Origin of the sequence: Burkholderia sp. Bp9099 (genome assembly GCF_003857805.1) — a bacterium.
Lineage (GTDB): Bacteria > Pseudomonadota > Gammaproteobacteria > Burkholderiales > Burkholderiaceae > Burkholderia.
On the sequence record NZ_QTPU01000008.1, the window covers coordinates 245077 to 269704 of the forward strand.

The window sequence follows — 24628 nt, forward strand, 5'->3', positions numbered from 1 at the left end:
TTCGACTCCTTGCAATGACGCGCCGCGGCGCGCTACGCGACCCACGCATGGCGATGCCGGTCGATCTGCGTGAACGGCGCCGGATCGATCCATGCGCGCGCATCGAAATCGCGTTCGAGAAAGCCCCACTCGACGAGGAAATCCTTGAACGCGACCAGTCCGTCGATCGACGTCGGCGCGAGCCCCGTTTCCAGATGCCGGTGCACGTCCGCGCCGTACGCGTAGCGCACCCACTCGTCGGACGCGCGCGTTTCGCGGCCGATATAGGCGACCGTCTCCGCCGGATGGCGCGCGGCCCAGTCGCCCGCACCGACCACGACCGACAGGAAGCGGCTCACGAGATCGGGGCGCGCATCGATCAATGCGCGATCGACGGTCAGCGTGCGCGGCGTTCCGTTGCCGATCCGCACCAGCGGATCGGGGTGCGCGCCGAGATCGATGACGACCTGCGCGTCGATCAGGTGCACGGTTTCGAGCCCTTCGACACCTTTCACGAACACCGCGTCGACCTCGCCGCGCACGAGTGCCGCGATCTCGAGCCCGTACTCGTGCGGGCCGCGCGTGAACGACGCGGGCCCGGTGCGGCGCTCGTGCGTGTCGGGCAGGTCGACCCATTCGGCGTCGCCGTGGCCGAGCCCTTCCAGTTCGAGCGCGCTCAGGAACCCCTTCAACGCGGCCGCGCGCCAGAAGTCGATGCTGATCGGATGGCGCGGCAACCCGAGCCGCCGGCCGCGCAGATCGCGCGCGGTGCGGATGCCGCGCTCGGGCAGCGTGACGATCGCCTGGAATTCGTTGGTCCACGACAGGCCGATCACGCGCGTATCGGCGCCGCGAGCCCGCGCCCACAGCGCGGGAATGTTGCCGCCCTGCCGGAACGAGTGCGGCAGGCTGTGATCGAAATGCGATTCGCGCTTGTCGGCGTCGGCCGTCTCCTGCAGCGAGTGCAGCGCGATGCCGTCCGGCCCGAACTCCTCGTCGAACCAGCCGCGATGCACGGCGATGCCGAGCGCGGTCGGCACCGGGCAGCGCGTGTACCAGAGTGCGTCGCAAGCCGTGGCCTGCGCAGCGAGTGTCGTCATGGTGAGTGTCCTTGTCGTTTGAATGTGCAGGCCCACCGCCGCGCTCAGGCGCCGGCCACGCGCAGCGCCGCCTGCGTGCCGCGTGCGTTCAGCGCGCCGTCGATGAGCGGCAGCACTTCCTCGCCCACGCGGTACGCCTCTTCCAGATGCGGGTTGCTCGCGAGGATGAACGTCGAGACGCCGATGTCGACGTATTCCGCCAGCCGCTCGGCTACCTGCTCGTGGCTGCCGACGATCACGCAACCGGGGCCGCCGCGGATCTGCGACATCCCGGCCCACAGGTTCGGGCCGACGATCAGGTCGTCGAAGTGCTGCGTGTTGCCCTGGTGCAGCGCGAACTGACGTTTCGCGCCGACCGATTCCGACTCGCCGCGCCCGCCGAAGCCGTTGTGCGTCGACGCACTCACGGTCGCGAACATCTGCCGCAGCTCGGCCCACGCCTGCTCCTCGGTCTCGCGCGCCAGGATGTCGATGCGCATGCCGAAGCGCAGGTCGCGCTCGGCGTTCTGGCGGTCGAGCGCGCGGCGCGCCGCATCGATCACCTCCTTCTGCTTCGCGAGCGGCTCGCCCCAGCTCAGGTGCACGTCGCCGTGCTTCGCGGCGACCGCGAGCGCGGCATCGCTCGCGCCGGCCAGATAGATCCGCGGCGGTGTCTGGCCGCTCAGCGGCGGCAGCAGCCCGCCGGCTTCGACGCGATAGAAGCGGCCGTCGAACGTGAACGGCGCGCCGGCCGCGACGCCCTTCACGACGTCGAGAAATTCGTCGGTGCGCGCATAGCGGCTGTCGTGATCGATGAAGTCGCCGTACGCGCGCTGGTCGGGACCGCCGCCGCCCGTGACGACGTTCCACTCGACGCGGCCGCGGCTGATCCGCTGCAGGCTCGCGGCCATCTGCGCCGCATAGACGGGATGCACGAAATGCGGCTGCAGCGCGATCAGCAGTCGCAGCCGGCGCGTCTCGCGCGCCAGTGCGGCCGCGACGACCCACGGCTCCTCGGTAAAGCGGAAGATCGGAATCAGCGCGCCGTGAAAGCCGGCGATATCGGCCGCACGCGCGACTTGCGACAGGTAGTCGATGTAGCCGAAATCGTCGTCGTCGACTTTCGGCGCAACGCGCGCTGCGCGCTGGCGGTTCCACTCGCCGCGCGTATGCAGGTCGTGTGCGCGCCGGCCGTCGCCGTGCATCGGCAGGCGCCACAGAAATTCAACAGCCATCGGGATTCTCCTTGTCGGCCCGTTCGGATTGCGTGCGGCACCGGCGTGCCGCGCGTATGCAGCGCTGTTAAGCACGCGGTGTGCCAACGCGCGCGCTCGCCGACCTGCGAAGCGACCGACGAGCGCGCGCGACGCCTTGCGGGCCGGGCGTCGGCGGCAAACGGCAGGAACGCGCCCGAGGTTGCCGGCATCGCGAACACGAGGCGGCGCGGTGCTGCTGCACCGGCCGCACCGGTGCTGCATGCGCAACAGCACTCGATGCGACTGTTGCTCACGCAACAGGCGATGCGCGGGCCGACGCGCCACGCATCGCGCGCGATGCCCGCTGCGCTTGCCGCACGGCCGTTTCCGTTCACTGGCCCGGAACTTGCAATGTGGAACGGCCCGCGCGTGCGACACCGCGCCTCGACCACGCTTACCCAGACAGGGGAATCTCACACATGACAGACAGGCCCGATTCGTCATCGGACAAGCAGCAGACGTTCTGGTACGCCCGATCGCCGGTACCGACGCCGCTCGGCATCGCCGTGCATCTCGGCTGGCTCAACGGCGAGACGTCGGCCGACGGCGTCGCGATCCGCTCGCCGCGCGGCGCCACGCGGCACGACGTGTCGTCGATCAGCGACCACACGCTCGCGCAGTCGTTTCGCCAGGGCGGCAGCATCCCCGCGATGTGGGCGCGCTCGAACGACGCGAATACGCGCGTGATCGGGTTGTCGTGGGTCGACGAATCGCAGCTGATCCTCGCGCGCCCCGAGTCGGGCATCCGCTCCGTGAAGGCGTTGCGCGGGCGCCGGATCGCGATTCCGAGCCGCCCCGACGATCGCATCGACATCTTTCGCGCGTCGGCGCTGCGCGGCTTCGTCAATGCGCTGAGCCTCGACGGATTGACCACGCGCGACGTCGAACTCGTCGACGTGCGCGCACGCACGCTGCAGGCCGTCGGGCCGGCGCGCGCGGCGAACCTGTTCGCGTCGCCGCAAGGCTTCTCGAGCCGCGCGCTCTATGCGGCCGAAGCCGGTGCGCTGCTGCGCGGCGAAGTCGACGCGATCTACGTGAAAGGCTCGACGGGCCTCGAGATCGCGCAACTGATCGGCGCGCACGTCGTGATCGACATCGGCTTCCATCCGGAGCGCTCGATCCGCAACAACAACGGCACGCCGCGCCCGCTGACCGTCAACGCGGACGTGCTCGCGAACCATCCGGACATCGTCGCCGGCTTCCTGAAGCTCGTGGTCGCCGCCGGCGAGTGGGCGAGCGCGCATCCCGACGAAACCGCGCACTACGTGGCCGGCGAAACCGCGTCGTCGATCGACTGGGTGCGCGCCGCGTACGGCAACCAGCTGCACCGCCATCTCGGCGTCAATCTCGACGACGAATCGATCGCCGCGCTCGACGAGTTCAAGACGTTCCTGCATGCCCACGGCTTTCTGGAAGCGGACTTCGATGTCGCCGACTGGATCGACCCGCGCCCGCTTGCCGACGTGCTGCGGCCGTCGCTGCAGAAGCGCGCATGAGCCCCTTTACCGTTCACTGTCCTGGACCATCATGAAACACACGCTCTCCCTCGCTTCGCTGCGCCGCCCGCTACGCGCGCTGCTCGCCGCGCTGCCGCTGGCCGCGGCGGCGCTCACGGCACCGGCCGCGCATGCGGAAGACGCCCCCAAGGTCGTGCGCATCGCCGTCGTCGCGTATTCGAGCGGCGGCAAGACGCAATACGCGGGCGCCTCCGCACTGATCGACACCGACAAGTCGCTTGAAAAAGCGCTGGCAGCACGGCACGTGAAGCTGCAATGGGTGCCCGTGTCGACCGCGGCGGTCGGCACGCTCGTCAACGAGGCATTCACGAACGGCAGCATCGATTTCGCCGGCTACGGCGATTTGCCGTCGGTCGTCGTCAACGCATCGGGCACGCACACGCGCCTGATCGTGCCCGGCGGCGGCGGCAGCAACACGTATCTCGTCGTACCGGCCGGCTCGACCGCGAAATCGATCGTCGACCTCAAGGGCAAGCGCATCGCGCTCAACCGCGGCCGGCCGTGGGAAGTCACGTTCGGCAAGCTGCTCGCCGAGAACGGGCTGAAGCTGTCCGACTTCAAGATCTACAACCTCGATCCGCAGGCCGGCGCGGCGGCCGTCGCGGCCGGCCGCGTCGACGGCCTGTTCACGCTGTCCGACGCGTATTCGCTCGTCGACAAGCAGGTCGGCAAGATCATCTGGTCGACCAAGACCGCGCCCGACGACTGGAAGATGCGCGCGGAACTGTGGGCGTCCGACGATTTCGTGCGGCGCTACCCCGACATCACGCAGCTCGTCGCGACGGCCTACGTCCGTGCCGCGCACTGGATCTCGCAGCCGCAGAACCGCGACGCGTACGTGAAGATCCTGAGCGCGTCCGGCCAGCCGGAAAGCATCGTCCGCCGCGAATACGCGGACGAAGCGACGCCGTGGAAGGAGCAATGGACGCCGCTCTTCACGCCGGCGCTGACCGGCCACTATCGCGACGTGATCGCATACAGCCGCCAGGCCGGCCTGACTTCCGTGCCGGTCGACGTGAACGCGCTGCTCGCGCCGACCTTCGTGTCGACCGCGCTCAAGCAGCTCGGCCTCGACGGCTACTGGCGCGCCGACGCCGCGCGCGTCGCGAGCCGCTGATGCCGATGCGCGCCCTCGCGCCGAACGGCTTGCGCGCCATCCGCCTGCCCGGCATCGCGCGGCTCGGCGAACACGCGCTGTGGTGGATCACGCCCGTCGCGTTCGCCGCGCTGTGGTGGCTCGCGAGCGCGCAGCGCTGGTTTCCGCCGCAGCTCGTCGTGCCGCCCGAGCGCCTCGCGGCGACGCTGCGCACGCTGCTCGACACAGGCGAGCTGCGCGACAACCTGCTGATCACGCTGCATCGCCTCGCGCTCGGCTTCGCGATCGGCGCGACGGGCGGCGCCGCGTTCGGCATCCTGCTCGCGCGCAGCCGACTGTTCTCCGACTATCTGCGGCCGACGTTCGACCTGCTGCGGCAGGTGCCGACGCTCACGCTGATTCCGCTGCTGATCCTGCTGATCGGCGTCGATGAACCGCTGAAGCTCGTCGTGGTCGGCAAGGCCGTGTTCTTCCCGGTTGCGCTGGCCGCATACACGGGCGTGCACGACGCGCCGCGCGATCTCGTCGAGACGGCGCGCCACTACGGGCTCGGCCGCTTCGCGCTGCTGCGCGACGTGCTGCTGCCGGCCGCGCTGCCGCCGCTGCTGACCGGCGTGCGAATCGCGCTGGCGCGCGCGTGGCTCGCGCTCGTTGCGGTCGAACTGCTCAGCGCCGACAGCGGGATCGGCCAGATGATGGAACTTGCCCGGCAGATGCTGCGGCTCGACGTGGTGCTCGTCGACGTCGCGGCGATCGGGCTGATCGGCTTCGCGCTCGACCGATCGATCGCGCTCGTGCAGCGCTACGCATTGCGCTGGCAGACGCCCACACGCTGACCCTGACTGGATACGCTTCGGCATGACCTTCGCTACCCGCGCTTTCTCGTTCGCCCCGCTGCGCCGCCGCGCGCGCGGCTTCGTCGTGCCGGCCCTGCTGGTTGCCGCATGGCAATACGCGTCGTCCGGCGACGCGGCTCATCAATACGCGTTCGTGCCGTTGCAGCAGGTCGGCGCCGCGCTGCTCGAACTCGCACGCAGCGGTGAACTCGCGACCGATCTCGGCGCGAGCCTGCGCCGCACGACGCTCGGGCTCGGAGTCGGCGTCGCGTTCGGGCTCGTGTTCGGTGCGTCGATGGCGCGTTCGCCGCTCGCGCGCAAGCTCGCCGAGCCGGCCTTCCAGGCACTGCGCTACGTGCCGCTGCTCGGACTGATTCCGCTGCTGAGCCTGTGGGCCGGCACCGGCGAATTCGCGAAGGTGTTCATCATCGCGCTCGCCGCGTTCTACCCGATGACCACCGCCAGCTTCGACGGGCTGCGCCGCGTCGATCCGCGCTACGTCGAACTCGCGCGGTCGTATCGCCTGAGCCGGATCGGCTTGTGGCGCGACGTGCTGATTCCGGGCGCATTGCCCGACCTGTTCGCGGGCGTGCTGCAGGCCGTGCCGTTCGCGTGGATCACCGCGACCAGCAGCGAGCTGCTGTTCAACACGGGGGCCGGCGTCGGCAGCCTGATGCAGAACGCGCAGGCCGGTGCGCGCGCCGACGTGCTACTGGTGTGCGTGCTGGGCGTGACGGCGCTGGCCGTCGGGATGAGCGCGGTATGCGAGCGGGTCGCACAGCGCGCGCTGCGCTGGCGCGATCACGCCTGACGGCGCAGCCGCGCGTCGGCGTCGCCCGCGTCGCCCGCTCCACCCGCATCGCGCGGCTTCAGGATGCCGAGCTGCGCGAGCCGTGCGCGCACGATGTTGCGCGATTGATCGAGCAGGCGCGACATGCGCAGCTGGTTGTGCTCGCTGTAGTCGAACACGCTGCGGTAGACGGTGTCCTCGATGTGCTGCCACAGCGCCGGCGTGCCGAGATCCAGCAGCTCGATCACCGCGTGACGCAGCGCGTCGGTCGCTTCGGCGACGTCGCGCGCACGGCGCGGCGGTGCGGCGGCCGCGCCCGGTGAATCGGCCATGTCGGGCGCGAGCGACAGCGCCGAGAACTGCAGGTCGCCGACGTCGATCGCGCCGCCCGCGCAGATCAGCACCGCATGATGGATCACGTTCTCGAGTTCGCGGATGTTGCCGGGCCACGCGTGCGTGTGCAGCCGTGCGCGCGCGGCGTCCGTCAGCGTCGGCGCGGTCACACGCAGCCGCTTCGCATAGGTGTCGATGAAGTGTTCGATCAGCGGCGCGATGTCGCCGGGCCGCTCGCGTAGCGGCAGCAGGCTCAGCTTCACGACGTTGAGCCGGTAGTACAGGTCCTCGCGGAAATTGCCCGCGCGCACCGCGGCTTCGAGATTCACGTTGGTGGCCGCGACGAGCCGCACGTCGATCTTCACGGTCTTGCGCGAGCCGACCGGCGTCACCTCGCGCTCCTGCAGCACGCGAAGCAGCTTGACCTGCGCGGACAGCGGCAGGTCGCCCACTTCATCGAGAAACAGCGTGCCGCGATTCGCGGATTCGAACCAGCCTGGCTGGCTGTTGATCGCGCCGGTAAACGCGCCGCGCTCGTGGCCGAACAGCTCGCTCTCGATCAGCGTCTCCGAGAACGCACCGCAGTTGACCGCGACGAACGGGCCGTCGCGGCGCTCGCTCAACGCGTGCACGAGGCGCGCGATCAGCTCCTTGCCGGTGCCGCTCTCGCCGGTGACGAGCACCGTCGCATCGCTCGGCGCGACGAGCTGGATGCGTTCGAGCAGCACCCGCGATTTGGGATCGTCGAACGTCAGTGCCTTCGCACGGATCGTGATCGCATGCGAAGTCGGGTCCGGCAAGCTGAAGATGGCCATGGCACGACCGGCGTGTTGAACGGGAGAGGTTCGACGATAGCAAGGCGCGCGCCGGCCAGGAACCAATTCATCGAGCTATCGGTATGACGGCGGCCGGATTGCGCCGCCCGCGGCGCGGCGTCACGCGAGGCCGGTCATCTTCCATTGCTGCTCGAGCGCGCCCGGGCCGAATTCGAGCGAGCCGCCGAGCGGTTCCGCGAGCGCCTGGAAATACGCGGCTTCCTCGAGGATCAGGATGTACTTCGACACGTCGAGAATCGACTTGCCCCAGAACGTCGCGCCGCCGTTCGCCTCGATGATCGCCGGGACTTCGGGGTCGCGCCGGATCGTGTCGACGATGAAGCGCGGTTCGCCGGGACGGCGATCGACGTAGACCGGAATCTCGCGGGCCCTCGTGTAGCGCGCGGCCGGCGCATAGCGGATCGGCAGCGGACGATGCGCGCTCGCCCACGCGCCGAGGTACGGGCCGTGCACGTGAATCACGACGTCGACTTCCGCTACCTCGCGGAATACGCCCGCATAACGCGGCCCGTTGGCGCCAGCGCGCGCATCGCCGTGCAGCACGTCGCCGTCGAGCGTCACGACGACCGGCTGGATCTCCTGAGACGCGGCCCACGGGCTCGGCGCCGACAGCGCGACGACGAGTTCCGTGCCCGGCACGCGTTGAAACGCCTGGAACGTGTTGGTGGCGGACAGCGTGCGCGTTTCCTTCAGCACGCGCGCGGCCTGCGCGAATTCGCGCGTGGCGCGCTCGACGAATGCCACGAGTTCGCCGCTGTCGATGGCTTGGGTGACGGACATGAGTACGGTTTCCTTGATCGGGTGGACGGATGGGCTCGCGTCGCAACGCCGCGACGCACGGCAACCGGATCAGCAGCAATCGTGCCAGCCGGGCACGCGAGCGTCGCATGCGTGCGCCACCGCGCGGGCGTGCCATGTGCGCGCCGTGGACGAACCGCGCGGCGCGATACGTGTGTCGGCATCTGTTGCGGGAGCAACAACCGGCGAGCCCGGATTGCTGCGCGAGACGCAGCCGGCGCCTGCGCGCGCCGCACGCCGCGCGCGGGCGTTTCCCCGTCGTGCCGCACGCCGCGCGTGCGGCTCCCCGCTGCGCCCGCGCTGGTTCAAAACTTGCGTCGTGGTCGGCCCGCGCCGGGCACTGCCCGGCGTGTCCGATCCGATCTCACCGACCTCCATCCGACCATGACGCTCCTCCCCCTGCGCGGCTTCGCTGCGCGCACGCTGCTGGTTTCGGCGCTCGCCGTGCCGTCCCTCGTTTCGCATGCGGCTTCGCCCGGCCGCGTTCCCGCGCCCGATCCGTTGCAGGGCGACGGTCGCGTATCCGCGTTCTACACGTGGGACCGCGACGTTCCGGCGACGCCCGGCGTGCTGCTGCGCACCGAAGCACTGCCCGCGACGCTCGGGCTCGCGAGCGCCGGACGGCAACTGCGCGTCCTGTATGCGTCGACCGACGGCGTCGGCGGCCGCGCGCCGATCGCCGTATCGGGCGCGCTGTTCGTGCCGCGTGGTACGCCGCCGGCCGGCGGCTGGCCGATCGTCGCGTGGGCACACGGCACATTCGGGATGGCCGACATCTGCGCGCCGTCGTGGTTCGGCCGCTCGTATCGCGACGTGCGCTACCTGAACGCATGGCTTCAACAAGGATTCGCGGTCGTCGCGACCGACTATCAGGGGCTCGGCACACCCGGCCCGAATCCGCAGCTCAACAACCGCTCGAACAGCTACACGCTGCTCGACAGCGTGCGCGCGGTGCTGGGCGGCGTGCCGGGCCTCGCGAACGAAGTCGTGCTCGTCGGCCAGTCGCAGGGCGGCTCGGCCGTATTCGCGGCGGCCGGCTACGCACCCGTCTATGCACCGGAGCTCGCGATCCGCGCGACCGTCGCGACCGGGACGATCTACAACGCGTCGCGCGCCACGCTCGCGTCGCTCCCGAAGTTCGAAACCGCATACCGGCGCGATCCCGAGCGCGTCGATCCTACACTCGCGTACCAGTTCTACTCGGTGCTGTCCGCGCAGCAGATCGACCCGTCGCTGCGCGCGGACGAAGTGCTGACCGACACCGCGCTGCCGATCCTCGAACAGGCGCGCATCGGTTGCCTCGCGTCGCTCGAGGACGATGCGGCGCTCGCGCACCTCACCCACGCGAACGCCGTGAAGCCGGGCGGCGATGCGCGTCTGAAGACGTGGTGGGACGAATACCTGAAATATCCGACGCTGAAGATCGCCACGCCCGTGTTCATCGGCGCGGGCGCGGACGACGGGCTCGCACCGCTCGAGCTCGCGCTTGCGAAGGATGCGTGCGCGGCGGGCACGACGGTCGAGGCGCACCTGTATGCGGGCCGCGAACACAACGGCACCGTCAACGCATCGCTTGCCGACTCGATTCCGTTCGTGAAGCGCGTGCTCGCCGGCGCGACGATCCACCCGGTTTGCACGCCGGCCGCGCAGCAGGCCGACGCGCAATAGCCGGCAGCACGTGCTTTGCATGACGGCGCGAATGCTTTCCCGGAATCGACGCATGGGCTGCATCGTCGCGGCAAGCGCGTCCATAGCGCCTGCACGCAAATGCATTTCGGAATCCGTTATTGGATCGCGCCGCCACGCGTTTTTATACTCGTCAGCACTCTCTGCTAAAGAGTGCCAGCCAATTTCGACACAACAGAACAGGACGGACAGATGAGCCTACGCCCCTTGCACGACCGGGTCATCGTGAAGCGACTCGACCAGGAAACCACCACCGCCTCGGGCATCGTGATCCCCGACAGCGCCGCGGAAAAGCCCGACCAGGGCGAAGTGATCGCCGTCGGCCCCGGCCGCAAGGACGCTGACGGCCAGCGCATCGTGCCCGACCTGCAGGTCGGCGAACGCGTGCTGTTCGGCAAGTACGCGGGCCAGGCGGTCAAGGTGGACGGCAATGAATTCCTCGTGCTGCGCGAGGAAGACATCGTCGCGGTCGTCAATCAATAACGGAGTGCAATCATGGCAGCGAAGGAAATCATTTTCAGCGACGTCGCACGTGCGAAGCTGACCGAAGGCGTCAACATTCTCGCGAACGCGGTGAAGGTCACGCTCGGGCCGAAGGGCCGCAACGTCGTGCTCGAACGCAGCTTCGGCGCGCCCGTCGTCACCAAGGACGGCGTGTCGGTCGCGAAGGAAATCGAACTCGCGGACAAGCTGCAGAACATCGGCGCGCAACTCGTGAAGGAAGTCGCGTCGCGCACCAGCGACGCCGCCGGCGACGGCACGACGACGGCCACCGTGCTCGCGCAGGCGATCGTGCGTGAAGGCCAGAAATACGTCGCGGCCGGGCTCAACCCGCTCGACCTGAAGCGCGGCATCGACAAGGCGGTGGCAGCGGCCGTCGACGAGCTGAAGAAGATCAGCAAGCCGACCACCACCAGCAAGGAAATCGCGCAGGTCGCGACGATCTCCGCGAACGGCGAGGAATCGATCGGCCAGCGCATCGCCGAGGCGATCGATCGCGTCGGCAAGGAAGGCGTGATCACCGTCGAGGACGGCAAGTCGCTCGCCGACGAGCTCGACGTCGTCGAAGGGCTGCAGTTCGACCGCGGCTACCTGTCGCCGTACTTCATCAACAACGCCGACAAGCAGATCGCCGAGATCGAGAACCCGTACATCCTGCTGCACGACAAGAAGATCTCGAACATCCGCGACCTGCTGCCGGTGCTGGAGCAGGTCGCGAAGTCGGGCCGGCCGCTGCTGATCATCGCGGAAGACGTCGAAGGCGAAGCGCTCGCGACGCTGGTCGTGAACAACATCCGCGGCATCCTGAAGACGGTCGCGGTCAAGGCGCCGGGCTTCGGCGATCGCCGCAAGGCGCTGCTGGAAGACATCGCGATCCTGACCGGCGGCCAGGTCGTCGCCGAGGAAACGGGCCTCACGCTCGAGAAGGCGACGCTCGCCGAACTCGGCCAGGCCAAGCGCATCGAGGTCGGCAAGGAAAACACGACCGTGATCGACGGCGCGGGCGACGCGAAGAACATCGAGGCCCGCGTGAAGCAGATCCGCGTGCAGATCGAGGAAGCGACCTCCGACTACGATCGTGAAAAGCTGCAGGAACGCGTGGCCAAGCTCGCGGGCGGCGTCGCGGTGATCAAGGTCGGCGGCGCGACCGAGATCGAAGTGAAGGAGAAAAAGGACCGCGTCGACGACGCGCTGCACGCGACGCGCGCGGCCGTCGAGGAAGGCATCGTGCCGGGCGGCGGCGTCGCGCTGATCCGCGTGCGGCAGGCGATCCGCGCACTCAAGGGCGCGAACGCCGACCAGGACGCGGGCGTCAAGATCGTGCTGCGCGCGCTCGAGGAACCGCTGCGCCAGATCGTCACGAACGCTGGCGAGGAAGCGAGCGTGGTCGTCGCGAAGGTCGCGGAAGGCACGGGCAACTTCGGCTACAACGCGCAGACGGGCGAGTACGGCGACCTCGTCGAGTCGGGCGTGCTCGATCCGACCAAGGTCACGCGCACGGCGCTGCAGAACGCGGCATCGGTCGCGGGGCTGCTGCTGACGACCGACGCGACCGTGTTCGAAGCGCCGAAAGATGCAGCGCCGGCCGCGGTGCCGGGCGGACCGGGTGCGGGCGGGCCCGGGTTCGATTTCTGACCGCCATGCGCGGCTGCCCGAACCGGGCAACCGCGTTTCGATCCACGACGCGTGGCGGCACCGGTCGCCACGCGTTTTTTCATGCGCGAACGCCGCGCGCGCCGTCGTCAGAACATCTGGCGCAGGCCGATCGCGGCCCCGACGTTGTTGGTCCTGCCGATCTGGTCGACCTTGCCGGTGAGCCGGTTGGTGGCGCCCGGATAGTCGGCCGCGAACGCGCCGTTGCCGCGCGCGAAATCGACCGTGCCGTATACCTCGGTGTGCTTCGACAGCGCATATTCGGCCAGCACGGTCGCCGAGTAGTTGATCCCGGAGCCGAGCGTGCCGTCGAGCCGCTCCGCATTGCGCGCGTGGCCGTAATAGCCGGCCACCGTGATCAGCAGCGGCGCGGTAGCCTGCCAGTTCGCGCCGACGTAGAACGTATCGTCGATACGATTCGGGCTGCCGCCACCGAGCGTGGGCGCGCCGGCCTGCTGCATGTTGAAGTCGGTCGTACCCGTCTTGTCCTGCCCGTGCAGCCAGCCGGCCAGCAGGCGCACGGACGGCGTGACCTGGTACGCACCGCTGACGTGCAGGAAGTTCACCTTCGCGCCGTTGACCGCACTGCCGTTCACGGACGACACCGAGGTCTGCTGGAAGCCGGCGTTGATCGACGCGGGCCCTTGCGCGTAGGTCAGCTCGACACCGTACGTGCTGTCGAGACCCATCGCACCGGTATGATTGCCGAACCCGTAGATCGCATCGACGCTGAAGCCGTTGGTCGAGAACTTGTACTTCACCGAGTTCGGCACCGTCAGGTAGTTGCCGATGCCGTTGTACGCCCAGCTGTCCTGCCAGTAGTCGCCGACGGTCATCGGGTCGAACACGTCGCCCATCGTGTCGTACAGCGGCGCGTACTGGTTGCCGAAGGTCAGCGAGCCGTACCGGTCGCTCGCCAGGCCGACGTACGCCTGCCGGCTGAACAGCGTGTTCGCGACGTGCAGCCTGCCGTCGCCGAGCTCGAAGCCGTTCTCGAGACGGAAGATCGCCGCGAGGCCCCCGCCGAGATCCTCGCTGCCGCGCAAGCCCCAGCGGCTGTGCGTTTCCGGGCCGACCGTCATGCCGACCAGGTCCCGGCCGTCGGGGCCGGCGTTCGTCTGATAGCGGATCGCCGTATCGACGAGGCCATACAACGTGACGGAACTCTGCGCAAAGGCGGGTGATGCCGCTGCTACGGCGAACACCGCGCCGACACCACCGGATACGACGATGCGGTTCATGAAAGGCCTCCCTGAGCGATTGATTTTGTAAGCAGTCCGACAGCATTTGCGGCTGGCGGACGGTACTGCGCTCGGGAGAATAATCGGTCATATTCGCGACACCTATTGCCGATTCCGGATTGCACCTTTCCAACGCGCTCAACAATGGCGGCGGCGTGCGGCGCACGCCAGCCGGCCGGTGCCGAAACGACCGCGCGGCGCCATCGACGGCACGCCGGGGTAAGATGAACGCTCCTTCCGCCGCTTCGCCGCCCGCGCCATGTCGACCACCATCAACACCCTGCTGCCGCTCGCCGGCGTCCTGCTGCTCAGCGTGGCCAGCCCCGGCCCGAACTTCGTGATCGTCACGTCCACCGCGCTCGCGCAGCGCCGCGCCGGCGTGATGACCGGGCTCGGCCTCGCCGCCGCATCGGGCACCTGGGCCGCGATCGCGATTGCCGGCCTCGGCCTGCTCGTGACCCACGTCGCCTGGGTGCACACCGCGCTGCGACTGGCAGGCGCCACGTACCTGATCTGGCTCGGCCTGAAGATGGTGCTGAGCGCACGCAAGCCGCTCGCCGTGTCCGCGCCGCCCGCGTCCTCCGGCTGGCAGGCCGCGAAGAAGGGCTACGTGGTCAGCATGACGAACCCGAAATCCGTCGCGTTCTACGGCAGCATCTTCGCGTTGATGGTGCCGGCGCATACGCCGGTGTGGCTCGATCTCACGGTCGTCGTGCTGTCGATCGGGATTTCGGGCGCGTGGTACTGCGCGATGGCGCTGCTCGCATCGCATCCGTCGGTGCGCCGGCTGCTGATCCGGCGCAAGGCCGTGCTCGACACGACGGCCGGGCTGCTGCTGATGGGGCTCGGCGGGCGCATGCTGGCCGGGCGCTGAGCGCCGTCGCGCTGCCGCATCGCCACGAAAAAAGGCCGCTTGCGACGCCCCGTTGCCGGGAGTCGCAAGCGGCCTTTCCGCATGCCGCGCGCCTCAGCGCCTTGCCGCCAGCCTTCTCACGACGCTCACGAGCGCATCGACCTCATCGCACGTGTTGTAGAACGCCAGCGACGGCCGCACCGTCGCCTCGAGCCCGAAGCGCCGCAGGATCGGCTGCGCGCAGTGATGCCCCGAGCGCACCGCGATGCCCTCTTCGTTCAGCGCCTGCCCGACTTCCTCGGTCTCATAGCCCTTCAGCACGAACGACAGCACGCTCGCCTTGTCGCGCGCGGTGCCGACGAGCCGCACGCCCGGCACCGGCGCGAGCACGCTCGTCGCATACGCGAGCAGGTCGTGCTCGTAACGCGCGATGTTCTCGATGCCGACGCGGCTCACGTAGTCGAGCGCCGCGCCGAGCCCCACCGCATCCGCGATGTTGCCGGTGCCGGCCTCGAAGCGGTTCGGCGGCGGCTGGAACACCGTGCGCTCGAACGTCACGTCCGCGATCATGTTGCCGCCGCCCTGCCAGGGCGGCATGTCGTCGAGGATCGCGCGCTTGCCGTACACGACGCCGATCCCGGTCGGCCCGTAGATCTTGTGCCCGGAGAACACGAAGAAATCCGCATCGAGCGCCTGCACGTCGACGCGCATGTGCGAGATCGACTGCGCGCCGTCGACCAGCGCCTTCGCGCCCGCGCGATGCGCGAGATCGACGATCTCCTTCACCGGCACGACCGTGCCGAGCGCATTCGACACCTGCGTGACGGACACGATCTTCGTGCGGTCGTTGAGCAGCTTCCGGTATTCGTCGAGCAGCACCTGCCCCGAATCGTCGACCGGAATCACGCGCAGCTTCGCGCCCTTGAGCGCGGCAAGCTGCTGCCACGGCACGATGTTCGCGTGATGCTCGAGGTTCGACACGATGATCTCGTCGCCTTCGCCGACGTTCTGCACGCCCCACGACTTCGCGATCAGGTTGATCGCCTCGGTCGTACCGCGCACGAACACGATCTCGTCCGGCGACGACGCTCCGATGAAGCGCTGCACCGTTTCCCGCGCATGCTCGTACGCATCCGTCGCACGGCCGGCCAATGCATGTGCCGCGCGGTGAATGTTCGAGTTCTCGTGCGCATAGAAATACGCGAGTCGGTCGATCACGGCCTGCGGCTTGTGCGTCGTCGCCGCGTTGTCGAACCAGACGAGCTGCTTGCCGTTCACGCGCTCCTGCAGGATCGGGAAGTCGCGGCGGATCGCGTTCACATCGAACGGCGGGTGTGCGCCGCGATACAACTGACCTTGCGGCTCGGCCGCGCGCGTATCGTCGATGAAGTAACGCGGCACCTCGCCGCCCGATGCGCGCGACACCGGCACGTCGCGCTGCACGGCGAGCAGTTCGCGCAGCGCATCGTCCCCCGGCAGCCCGAACGCTTCCGGCGACGCGAGGCCGTTCGACGGCACGACGATGTCCTGCGGCGTCGCCTGCCAGCCCTGCCGCGAGCCGTCGGTGAAGTAAAACGGCGACGCGGCCGGCGCGGCCTGCACCGCGCCCTCCGACACCGCCGCCTGCGCCTGCGGCACGCCGAGCGCCGCGCCGCCGACGCGCGGCTCGAATGCGGGCGCGATCGACACCGCGTTGTCGGGCAGCCCGTTCTGCGCGGCCGCGTGCGGCGCGAGCGCGGGCACGCGATTGCCGAGCGACAGCACGTGCGTCGGCGCGGACGGCGCGAGGTTCGTGCCGGGCGCCTTGCCTTGCGGCAGCGCGAGGCCCGGCACGCCGGTGCCCGTGCCGCCCGGCCCCGCGAGCGGCGAGCCGCCCGGCGCCGGATTGCTCACCGACGCGAGGATCGGCGCGGCAGCCGGCAGCGCCGACGGCACGCCGCCGACCGCTCCGCTGCCCGCCGACAGCCCGGGCGCGGTGGCCTGCCCGGGCGGCGTCGCGAAGAACTCGGACGCGAGCCGCGCGAGCGCCGCCGGATCGGGCAGGCCGGCCGGCAGCGGCGCGTGCGGCAACGCGAGCGCGTCGCTGCCGGCCGAGCCGGGATTAACGGTAGGTGTCGGGATAGTCATGGTACTTGGCGATTTCGACGTCATCGAGGACAGCCAGCGCATCCGGCGAATGGACCGCGAGCGAGCAGTACAGCGAGATCAGGTACGACGCGATCGCCTGGTTGTTGATCCCCATGAAGCGCACCGACAGGCCCGGCCCCTGCTCGCCCGCGACGCCCGGCTGATAGAGGCCGACCACGCCCTGGCGCTTGTCGCCGACGCGCAGCAGCAGGATCTTGGTCTTGCCGTCCGCGACCGGCACCTTGTCCGACGGGATCAGCGGAATGCCGCGCCACGTGAGGAACTGCGAGCCGAACAGGCTGACCGTCGGCGGCGGCACGCCGCGCCGCGTGCATTCGCGGCCGAACGCGGCAATCGCGAGCGGGTGCGTGAGGAAGAACGCCGGTTCCTTCCATACCTTGGTCAGCAGTTCGTCGAGGTCGTCCGGCGTCGGCGCGCCCGTCAGCGGGAAAATCCGCTGTTCGTCGGTCACGTTCGCGAGCAGCCCGTAGTCCGGGTTGTTGATCAGCTGGCTTTCCTGCAGCTCCTTGATCGTCTCGATCGTCAGGCGCAGCTGTTCCTTGATCTGGTCATGGGGACTGCTGTAGAGATCGGAGATCCGCGTATGCACGTCGAGCACCGTGCTCACCGCGTTCAGGAAATACTCGCGCGGCTGTTCCTCGTACGGCACGAAGGTCTGCGGCAGCACGCTTTCGTCCTCGAGCTGCGTGCACGCGGCGCGCACGGCTTCCGGGTTCTTCACCTGGTTCAGGCGGTAGATGCCGGCCTCGACCGGCACCCACTGCAGCAGATGGGTCAGCCAGCGCGGCGTAATCGTGGAAAGCTGCGGGACGGTCTTGGTAGCGTTCGCTAGTTGGCGGGCGGCGTGATCGCTCAGCGCGGCCGTGCCGCTTGCAACGGTCGACATGTGTGGCTCCGGGTTCTTAAGATGAAAAACGGGATTGCTTATGACGCTGGGTGATTATCGGAAGCACGCACCTGCCGGCTCAACATGCTATAGCCGTCACGCGGCACCACCGAACGGGAAAGGAAGCGGAATGTGTCAGGCGACGGACACGCCGGGCAACAGCGTCGAGATCGACACGTCGAACGCGCGCGCGATCTTGTCGGCGGTGACGATCGAGGCAATCGCCTCGCCGCGCTCGATCTCGCCGACGTACGAACGGTTCAGCCCCGCGTGTTCGGCGAGCTGCTCCTGCGACCACGTGCGCGCCTCGCGCAGCTTGCGCACGTTGGCGCCGAAGTGCTGGATCAGGTCGCTCATGTCGTCACCTGTGCGTCGGGCACCGGCTCGGCCGGCTCGCTCCGCGCGCGCGGCGCGGCATTCGCCTCGCTGCGCAGCACGGCCTGCGTGATGTTCGCGCCCGCCGGCACGTCCTGCGTGAGCCACACGTTGCCGCCGATCACCGCGCCGCGGCCGATCGTCACGCGCCCGAGGATCGTTGCGCCCGCATAGATCACCACGTCGTCCTCGACGATCGGGTGGCGCGCGAGCCCCTTCTCCAGATGACCGGCCGCATCGCGCGGGAAGCGCTTCGCGCCGAGCGTGACGGCCTGGTACACGCGCACGCGCTCGCCGATGATCGCGGTCTCGCCGATCACGACACCCGTGCCGTGGTCGATGAAGAAGCCGCCGCCGATCCGCGCGCCCGGGTGAATGTCGATGCCGGTTTCCGCATGCGCCTGCTCGGCGATGATCCGCGCGAGCAGCGGCAGCCCGAGCCGGTACAGCTCGTGCGCGAGCCGGTGGTGGATCATCGCGAGAATGCCGGGATAGCACAGCAGCACTTCGTCGACGCTGCCCGCCGCCGGATCGCCGTGGAACGCGGCCAGCACGTCGCTGTCGAGCAGCCGGCGGATGTCGGGCAGGCGTGCCGCGAAGGCCTGCACGGCGGTGGCGGCCGCTTCGTCGATCTGCGCGTCGGCGTTGCGTTGCCGCGCCGCGTAGCGCAGCTCGAGCGTCACCTGCGCAAGCAGCGCGTTCAGCGCCGCGTCGAGCGCGTGGGCCACATAGAAGTTCTCGCTCTCCTGCCGCAGGTCGGGCGGCCCGAGCCGCATCGGGAACAGCACGCCCTTGAGCGCGCCGATGATCTGTGCGAGCGCCTCGCGCGCCGGCAGGTCGCGCCCGCCCGGTTCGAGCGAGCGCCGCTGCTTCTCGCGCCACGCGCGGCGCACGGTCTGGAGCGACTGAACGATGTCGTCGATATCGAATGCGGCCATGCTGACTTCTCCCCGTAACGGCCGTGACTCAGTCCTGCGCCCACGGCAGGCCGCGATGGCGCCAGCCGTTGCTGCCGCCGCGATGCTGCTGTTCATCGAGGTCGCCCTCGAACCCTTCGAGCACGTTGAATACCTGCGTGAAGCCGCCTTTGGCCGCGGCCTCGGCTGCCTGCGCGGAGCGGTTGCCGCTGCGGCAGAGCAACAGCACGACCGCGTCCTTGCCGGTCTTCGCTTCCAGTTCGCGCACGAAGCGCGGGTTGCGCGTCAGGCTCGTGCCGGTCGCCCACGGCACGTGCAGCGACTCCGGCACGTGGCCGACGAATTTCCGTTCTTCCGCGGTGCGCACGTCGACCAGCAACGCGTCGCCGGCGGAAAAGAGCGCCCACGCGGCTTCCGGCGCCACGCCGCCCGCGTACGGCGTGCCCGCCGCTGCGGCCGCCGCGCGGGCGTCTTCGAGCACCTGCTGGGCGGCGGTTCGTTCTTCCAATGCAAACGTCATCACGCTTCCTTGTTCTCGCAGATTCGTATGATCAAACATGCCGGGAATGCGGCCGGTGCAGCTTGCGTGCTGTCTATAGCCGTCAGCCCCACTATGCGAGCGCGCTTGGGGAAGCAGAACCAATAAAAATTCATTTCCTAATCAGCAGCGCGTGAAATGCAATAGCAGACGCGCGCAATTGGGGCGGATTCGTGCGGAGGACGGGGAGCGACGGCCGTTCGATGTCGCGCATCGAAGGTTTTTGAAAGGATCGGCGGCGGCGAAGCCGGGAACGATGCCGCATGCGACGCGCGCCGCACGTCGTGATGGAATCCGCAATGGAATCGTGCGCCGGGTCGAACGGCGCATGCTTCGATGAATCGGCGAACGGCAGGCGGCGGGCGCGGTGCATCGCCGACGCACCACGCCCGTCACCGCATCAGCGGCCCGGATCGTCGCCGCGGGCAATCGCGCGATCCACCTCGTCGACCTGCCGGCGCACGTCGTCGGGGCGATGCTCGACCACCGCGTTGATCGCCGGGTTCACTCACTGCGCATCCTGCTTCGCACGTTCCGCGGCCGCGATGATCGCGTCGGCTACGGCTTTCGGCTGGCTCAGCATCGCGACGTGGCTGCCGTTCACACGCGTGACCGTCGCGCCGATCCGCTTCGCCATCGCCTCCTGCAGCTTCGGATCGATCATCCGGTCCTGCGTCGCGACGACGAACGACGACGGCTTCGCATGCCACGCGGCCTGCGCGACCTTCTCCGAAATGCAGCCACCGTACCACGGCCCCTGCGTCGCCGCGACGACGCGCTGCTGCGCGGGCGGCAGGTCCGGTGCGAAATCCTGTGCGATCGCCTTGTCCGACAGCGTCGCGAAACCGCCCGCATCGTTGCGCAACTCGCCGGCCCACGACGGTGCCGGCAGCCCCTGCGTGACGTCGGCGATCGACTGGCCGTTGTCCGGCGCGAACGCGGCGACGTAGACGAGCGACTTCACCTTGTCGTCGTTGCCCGCATCGCTGATCACGACACCGGCCCACGAATGGCCGACCAGCACGACGGGCCCCTTCTGCTCGTCGATCGCGCGCTTCGTCGCGGCGGCGTCGGCGGCGAGCGAGCTCAGCGGGTTCTGCACCGATACGACATGCAGGCCGCGCGCTTCGAGCAGCGGAATCACGCGGTTCCAGCTCGACCCGTCGGCGAACGCGCCGTGCACCAGCACGACGTTCGTGCCCTTCAGGTCTTCCTTGGGCGCCGCCTGCGCCGCGACCGCACCGAACAGCCCGCCGAGCACCGCCGCGGACACCAGAACCCGTTTCGTCAAACCGACCATCGTCATGCTCCTTTTCATCGTGTTGTGCATCTGAAGTGTTTCCGATGCGGCCGCGCCGCTCGTCTCACGGGCGCGGCCGCGGATCACGAGTGCGCGTACAGATCGTCCGCGTCCGTGCGCGCGTTCCGTGCGGCGCGCTGGTCGGCCGCGGCGTAGCGGGAGGCTGGCGCCGACGCGGCAGCCACGTTGTCGTCCTGCGACTTCGATGGGCCGTTCTGATCGGAGCGCGCGACCTGCTGCGCTGCGATGACGTTCTGTGCGGCGGCGACATCGTCCGGGTAACGCGCGTCGCTGCCGGCCGGGTTGTAGCCGGCCTGCTCGAGCCGGACGAGGTCGGCGCGCACATCGGCGCGCGTGAGGCCGTGGCCGGCATCGGCGAACGACAAGACGGGGATCGAAGCGAGTACGGCAACTGCGAGGATTCGAGCGGCTTTCATGAGATTTCTCCTGGAAGGAAGGTGGGGTATCGATCACTCGGCATCCGGTGCGAACGCTTGGCACCGAACGTTTTCTGCATGTCGACAGTAGAACCCGCTCACGTATCCGGGATGTTTCCAAAACTCGCCTTCAGTGCAATCCGATGTTTCCGGAGCCTCGATAGATACAGTGCGATACAAATTCGCCAGCATCGCCACGTACATACGGACGATAGCGATTCGAGCGCTTCCAAGTACGGACGCGATGTCATGCGCAGCTGTGTCATGAGGCCGATTCGCCGGATGGTCGCCTGTCGGACGACAGCGAATTGCAAGGCCACGCTCTACGTCAGCAGCGAAGCCATGCGACCGATTCGGGCCTGAAACACATTCTGACAATCCGTGTCCGTTATCACGGGCTCCGCGCGGAGTTTTCGGGCGGCCGCGTCTTTCATGCGCGCCGATTCAGTATGCTCGCCGCCTGATCACGTTTCCCTCTTGCTTCGGACACTTATCTTTTCATTCCGTGTCGGTCCGATGGCGGTGGAACGCATCCCGCATGTTGAGGAGTCTGGATGACCGATTCAATTTTCGATCCTCGATCGGAAGCAAACACGCGCAATGACGAACCCGTCGCGCACGCGGCTGCGCCTGACGCGCCCGCATCTCGGCCGGCACCGCCGCCGATCGTCGTCGGCCGCGTCGAAGGCGTGACGATGTTTGCGAAGAACACGCCGCTCATCTGTCTCAAGCAGATGCCCTTGCCCGGTATCGTGATCTTCGTTCATGGGGTGAACTCGGAGGGCGAATGGTTCGAGGCGTCGGAGGAAGGGCTGTGCAAAGGCCTGAACCGCAGGCTCGGGCGTCTGGACGATCAGATGATGTATCACAGTATCGATGCGGGGCAATTGACGCCCGCGAAGTACACGGAGAGTGTGACGCCGGATGGGTTTCTGAACCCGAAGCTCTGGTCCGGCAACTACATCAAGCCCGATCCGTCGTTCTCACCCGTCATTCATTTCCGCTGGGGCTATCGCGCGACCGCAGCGGAATTGAAAGAGTACGGCGACAAGATCTTTTTGAACGAGAAGGACTATTGGGGCGGCGGCCCGTTCACGAACGGCTGTTCAAGTCTGCCCGATCTTTGGCACGGCGGTCTGGACGATCGAACGATGGGCTGGATGACCGTGCAAGGCATCAATCCGACCAACCGCCCGCTGTATCGCGCGCCGCCGCGTGCGTATGGCGTGCTCGCGGCGCTGCGACTGGCCAGACTGATCGAGTCGATCCGCCGCATGCAGGCCGACGTGCCGATTACCGTCGTGTGTCACAGCCAGGGCAACATCGTCGGTCTCACGGCAGCATTCTTCGGCGACGCGTTTCCCGATGTCGAAGATCCGTGGGGGCGCACGGGCCACTGCGTGGCGGACGCCTACGTGCTGGCGAACGCGCCGTACAGTCTCGCCAATGCCGACGGCCCGAACAAGTCCGACACATTCATGGATACATGGTCGCAGCGCGCGACGAAAAACTCCAGCGGCCAGCGCGGACGACAGACCTATGCGGCACGCACGAAAACGTTCGGCAAGTTTCTATCGATCATCGGTGCTCGCAAAGCCTGTGAACAGCCCGCAGACAAGATCGATGAAGACATGGCGAACGAACGCGTATCGCCGACGAGTAATCGATCTTATGCGGCGCAACAGGACCGCGATCGGCATGGCCTGAATCAATCGACATACGGCCGCGTCACTGCGTATTGCTGTCCGCACGATCAGGTGATTTCGGCGGTGACGGTTCAAGGCATCGGCTGGCGCGGCATCAGCAAGCACGAACTCGACGATATCGGTGCCGCTGGCATCCTGACTCAGCGTGTATTCGCATCCGGCTTTCCGGTCGGTGTTCAGAAACCCTACCGGTACTGGGAAGACGATTGGCGATATGACAAGAAGGGAACGAAGCCGGGATTCTGGTATCCGCCGTCACCGCCGGCCAAATTCAATCTGATCGGTGCGCTCAAAGGAAACGAAAGCGTTCTGGGGATAGCCGCGACGCTGGCGACCGCGCCGCTCATGTTCGTCGTGACTGGCATCAGTTCGGTGTTGAACATGCTCCGCGTGAACGCCGATCCGCCGAAGGGCTGGACGGTCGTTGCGGATGCCCCGGCGCTTGACGAACCTTTCCCGCCGAAGGCATTGCGATTCGGCAAGTCAGTCGCGACCAGGGACGGTGACGCGATCAGCGACTTCAACGAAGGCAACGATCCGCCGGCTGCTTGGCGCGACGCGAGCAAGACCGATGCCGAAAAGCGAGCCGACGACCCCTACGACCAGTACAAGGCGAAGAACCAGGACAGTGTCGCCCGAGGTACCGCCGCAACCGAAGCCGGGCAGCGTTACGAGGACCGCGCGTTGATGCGGATGGAAGCGCGACGAACGCTGAACAGGGAATGGCTCGATGGCGACGGCCACGTGATCGGCGAGGACGGCAAGAGCGCGATGCCCGAAGGCTACAAGGATTGGCGCGACAAGCAGATCGTCGATTGGCTCGATCGCGGCGCGACCAACAGCCCGACGAATCACTCAACGACGATGACCAACCCCGAGCATGCTGAAAAGGCGCTTGCGTATGACGTCGCGGTGGGCTTGTGCTACTTGACGGAGAAGCAACTCAAAGCGTTGCGTATAGAGGCGGATTGGAGGATGGAGGATGGAATCCCCTTGGAAAATCCGAACAAGAAGTACGCCGACTATTTTGCGTCTGGAACTCTCGATAGAACACCTCTCCCCGAATGGGTACACACCGAGAAAAGCGAAGGCAAGATGCCGCTCGCGATCGTGGATGAGCGGGAAGGTCAGCTTTATTTGAAGGTCGGAGGTGCCGTATGAGGGCACTGATTACTACGCGACCACGACGTATCGCCGTTGCCATTTCGGTTTGGTTAATCACCACTGTTCTCATGGCCTCGCTGATGGCTCATGTAGAACAACCCGACCCGGCACATTTGGAAGTAGGGGATTGGATGAAACGATACTTTGTCGTACCTGGACTGGCTGCGCTCACGGTGTTTCTCTTCACTACGGCCACGATGCGCTCCGCACACGCCGCCCCTGTTAGAGAGCCTGCGGCGAATTCAACACCAGCAGCCGAAGATCCGGCGATGCCATTCACCGCTCAGGTTGTCGGGCTGATGTGGTTGAATCCGTTGCAACGGATGGACTACCCCACCGAATGGCAATTGTTGTGGGCGCAAGGGCTTACCAAACCGAACAAGAATGACGACATGGTGCGCACGAAGCCCGAAAAATTTTCGTCACTTCGCTCCATCGGAGCATTGGTTTACGGCAACGAGGGCGAGGAAACGTTCAAGGGCTTCTACGCGAAGTACATTGATAAGTTCATTCTCCTCCTGCGCTCGCGCTACTTTAGCAACTCAGGTTACTTCTACACGGTAAAGCCAGAAAACCAAGGCCATTGGCGCGAACTCGCCGGCATACGCGTCGAAGTTGCCGTTCCGCCCCGACTCGATCCGGCCTTTGCCAAGTCGCGCATGGTCGATCGGATGATGAACTTCTTCGAGATTGGGCCGCCATC

Annotated in this window: 21 protein-coding genes and 1 pseudogene; 10 read left to right on the forward strand and 12 right to left on the reverse strand. The window is 67.6% G+C overall.

Features of this window, described 5'->3' with window-relative positions; translation table 11 throughout:
• Positions 1 to 32: 32 nt before the first annotated feature.
• Entirely contained in the window at positions 33 to 1079 is a 1047-nt protein-coding gene (locus tag DIE17_RS11590) for an ABC transporter substrate-binding protein (protein ID WP_044847304.1), read from the reverse strand.
• Positions 1080 to 1123: 44 nt separating this feature from the next.
• Complete coding sequence (locus DIE17_RS11595; RefSeq protein WP_124920843.1) at positions 1124 to 2293, reverse strand: LLM class flavin-dependent oxidoreductase; 1170 nt, start codon at positions 2291 to 2293, stop codon at positions 1124 to 1126.
• A gap of 440 nt (positions 2294 to 2733) precedes the next feature.
• Between DIE17_RS11595 and DIE17_RS11600 the strand changes: the two genes are divergently transcribed.
• The 4 genes from DIE17_RS11600 to DIE17_RS11615 are packed head-to-tail and all read left to right on the forward strand — an operon-like array spanning position 2734 to position 6574.
• Positions 2734 to 3810, forward strand: a complete 1077-nt coding sequence (locus tag DIE17_RS11600) for an ABC transporter substrate-binding protein (protein WP_044847306.1) — start codon at positions 2734 to 2736, stop codon at positions 3808 to 3810.
• A gap of 31 nt (positions 3811 to 3841) precedes the next feature.
• Positions 3842 to 4948, forward strand: a complete 1107-nt coding sequence (locus DIE17_RS11605; protein ID WP_124920844.1) for a PhnD/SsuA/transferrin family substrate-binding protein — start codon at positions 3842 to 3844, stop codon at positions 4946 to 4948.
• The gene (locus tag DIE17_RS11610) at positions 4948 to 5763 is read left to right on the forward strand and encodes an ABC transporter permease (protein ID WP_124920845.1); all 816 of its coding nucleotides are present in this window, start codon (positions 4948 to 4950) and stop codon (positions 5761 to 5763) included. Before DIE17_RS11605 ends, DIE17_RS11610 begins: the two co-directional genes overlap by 1 nt.
• Positions 5764 to 5785: 22 nt before the next feature.
• Positions 5786 to 6574, forward strand: coding sequence for an ABC transporter permease (locus DIE17_RS11615; RefSeq protein WP_124520405.1), 789 nt, complete (start codon positions 5786 to 5788; stop codon positions 6572 to 6574).
• On the opposite strand, the gene DIE17_RS11620 is transcribed toward DIE17_RS11615, so the two are convergent.
• Both DIE17_RS11620 and DIE17_RS11625 read right to left on the reverse strand, forming a co-directional pair.
• The gene (locus DIE17_RS11620; RefSeq protein ID WP_124920846.1) at positions 6565 to 7701 is read right to left on the reverse strand and encodes a sigma-54-dependent Fis family transcriptional regulator; all 1137 of its coding nucleotides are present in this window, start codon (positions 7699 to 7701) and stop codon (positions 6565 to 6567) included. The two genes, DIE17_RS11615 and DIE17_RS11620, sit on opposite strands and share 10 nt — an antisense overlap.
• 120 nt (positions 7702 to 7821) lie before the next feature.
• Positions 7822 to 8502: a class II aldolase/adducin family protein gene (locus DIE17_RS11625; RefSeq protein WP_124487735.1), complete on the reverse strand. Its 681-nt coding sequence runs from the start codon at positions 8500 to 8502 to the stop codon at positions 7822 to 7824.
• A gap of 402 nt (positions 8503 to 8904) precedes the next feature.
• Here DIE17_RS11625 and DIE17_RS11630 point away from each other — a divergent pair, with 402 nt between their 5' ends.
• From DIE17_RS11630 to groL, 3 genes are all read left to right on the forward strand, one after another.
• Positions 8905 to 10188, forward strand: coding sequence for an alpha/beta fold hydrolase (locus tag DIE17_RS11630; protein WP_124920847.1), 1284 nt, complete (start codon positions 8905 to 8907; stop codon positions 10186 to 10188).
• Between the two features lie 210 nt (positions 10189 to 10398).
• A complete protein-coding gene (locus DIE17_RS11635; RefSeq protein ID WP_011356207.1) occupies positions 10399 to 10689 on the forward strand; it encodes a co-chaperone GroES in 291 nt (96 codons plus the stop codon).
• A 12-nt stretch (positions 10690 to 10701) separates the two neighbouring features.
• Positions 10702 to 12342, forward strand: a complete 1641-nt coding sequence (gene groL / locus DIE17_RS11640) for a chaperonin GroEL (RefSeq protein ID WP_044847313.1) — start codon at positions 10702 to 10704, stop codon at positions 12340 to 12342.
• Between the two features lie 107 nt (positions 12343 to 12449).
• Here the strand turns inward: groL and DIE17_RS11645 are convergent, their stop codons facing one another.
• A complete protein-coding gene (locus DIE17_RS11645; protein ID WP_124920848.1) occupies positions 12450 to 13601 on the reverse strand; it encodes a porin in 1152 nt (383 codons plus the stop codon).
• A 259-nt stretch (positions 13602 to 13860) separates the two neighbouring features.
• Here DIE17_RS11645 and DIE17_RS11650 point away from each other — a divergent pair, with 259 nt between their 5' ends.
• The gene (locus tag DIE17_RS11650) at positions 13861 to 14475 is read left to right on the forward strand and encodes a LysE family translocator (protein WP_044847315.1); all 615 of its coding nucleotides are present in this window, start codon (positions 13861 to 13863) and stop codon (positions 14473 to 14475) included.
• Between the two features lie 93 nt (positions 14476 to 14568).
• Here the strand turns inward: DIE17_RS11650 and DIE17_RS11655 are convergent, their stop codons facing one another.
• The 7 genes from DIE17_RS11655 to DIE17_RS11685 form a co-directional block, all read right to left on the reverse strand.
• Complete coding sequence (locus DIE17_RS11655) at positions 14569 to 16581, reverse strand: family 2A encapsulin nanocompartment cargo protein cysteine desulfurase (protein WP_124667099.1); 2013 nt, start codon at positions 16579 to 16581, stop codon at positions 14569 to 14571.
• Complete coding sequence (locus DIE17_RS11660) at positions 16556 to 17488, reverse strand: family 2A encapsulin nanocompartment shell protein (RefSeq protein WP_034205507.1); 933 nt, start codon at positions 17486 to 17488, stop codon at positions 16556 to 16558. The genes DIE17_RS11655 and DIE17_RS11660 overlap by 26 nt, the downstream gene beginning before the upstream one ends.
• A 135-nt stretch (positions 17489 to 17623) precedes the next feature.
• Positions 17624 to 17845 (reverse strand): helix-turn-helix domain-containing protein, encoded by a 222-nt coding sequence (locus DIE17_RS11665; RefSeq protein ID WP_044849007.1) that lies wholly within the window; start codon positions 17843 to 17845, stop codon positions 17624 to 17626.
• Positions 17842 to 18801: a serine O-acetyltransferase EpsC gene (epsC, locus tag DIE17_RS11670; protein ID WP_044849008.1), complete on the reverse strand. Its 960-nt coding sequence runs from the start codon at positions 18799 to 18801 to the stop codon at positions 17842 to 17844. The genes DIE17_RS11665 and epsC overlap by 4 nt, the downstream gene beginning before the upstream one ends.
• Before the next feature lie 28 nt (positions 18802 to 18829).
• Positions 18830 to 19300, reverse strand: a complete 471-nt coding sequence (locus DIE17_RS11675; protein WP_124920849.1) for a rhodanese-like domain-containing protein — start codon at positions 19298 to 19300, stop codon at positions 18830 to 18832.
• Between the two features lie 526 nt (positions 19301 to 19826).
• Complete coding sequence (locus DIE17_RS11680; protein ID WP_124520422.1) at positions 19827 to 20618, reverse strand: alpha/beta fold hydrolase; 792 nt, start codon at positions 20616 to 20618, stop codon at positions 19827 to 19829.
• Between the two features lie 83 nt (positions 20619 to 20701).
• Complete coding sequence (locus tag DIE17_RS11685) at positions 20702 to 21055, reverse strand: DUF4148 domain-containing protein (RefSeq protein ID WP_124920850.1); 354 nt, start codon at positions 21053 to 21055, stop codon at positions 20702 to 20704.
• A 554-nt stretch (positions 21056 to 21609) separates the two neighbouring features.
• Here DIE17_RS11685 and DIE17_RS11690 point away from each other — a divergent pair.
• A complete protein-coding gene (locus DIE17_RS11690) occupies positions 21610 to 23922 on the forward strand; it encodes a hypothetical protein (RefSeq protein WP_124920851.1) in 2313 nt (770 codons plus the stop codon).
• Positions 23919 to 24628, forward strand: a pseudogene (locus DIE17_RS11695) (virulence factor); the annotation flags it as partial. The gene DIE17_RS11690 and the pseudogene DIE17_RS11695, both read left to right, overlap by 4 nt.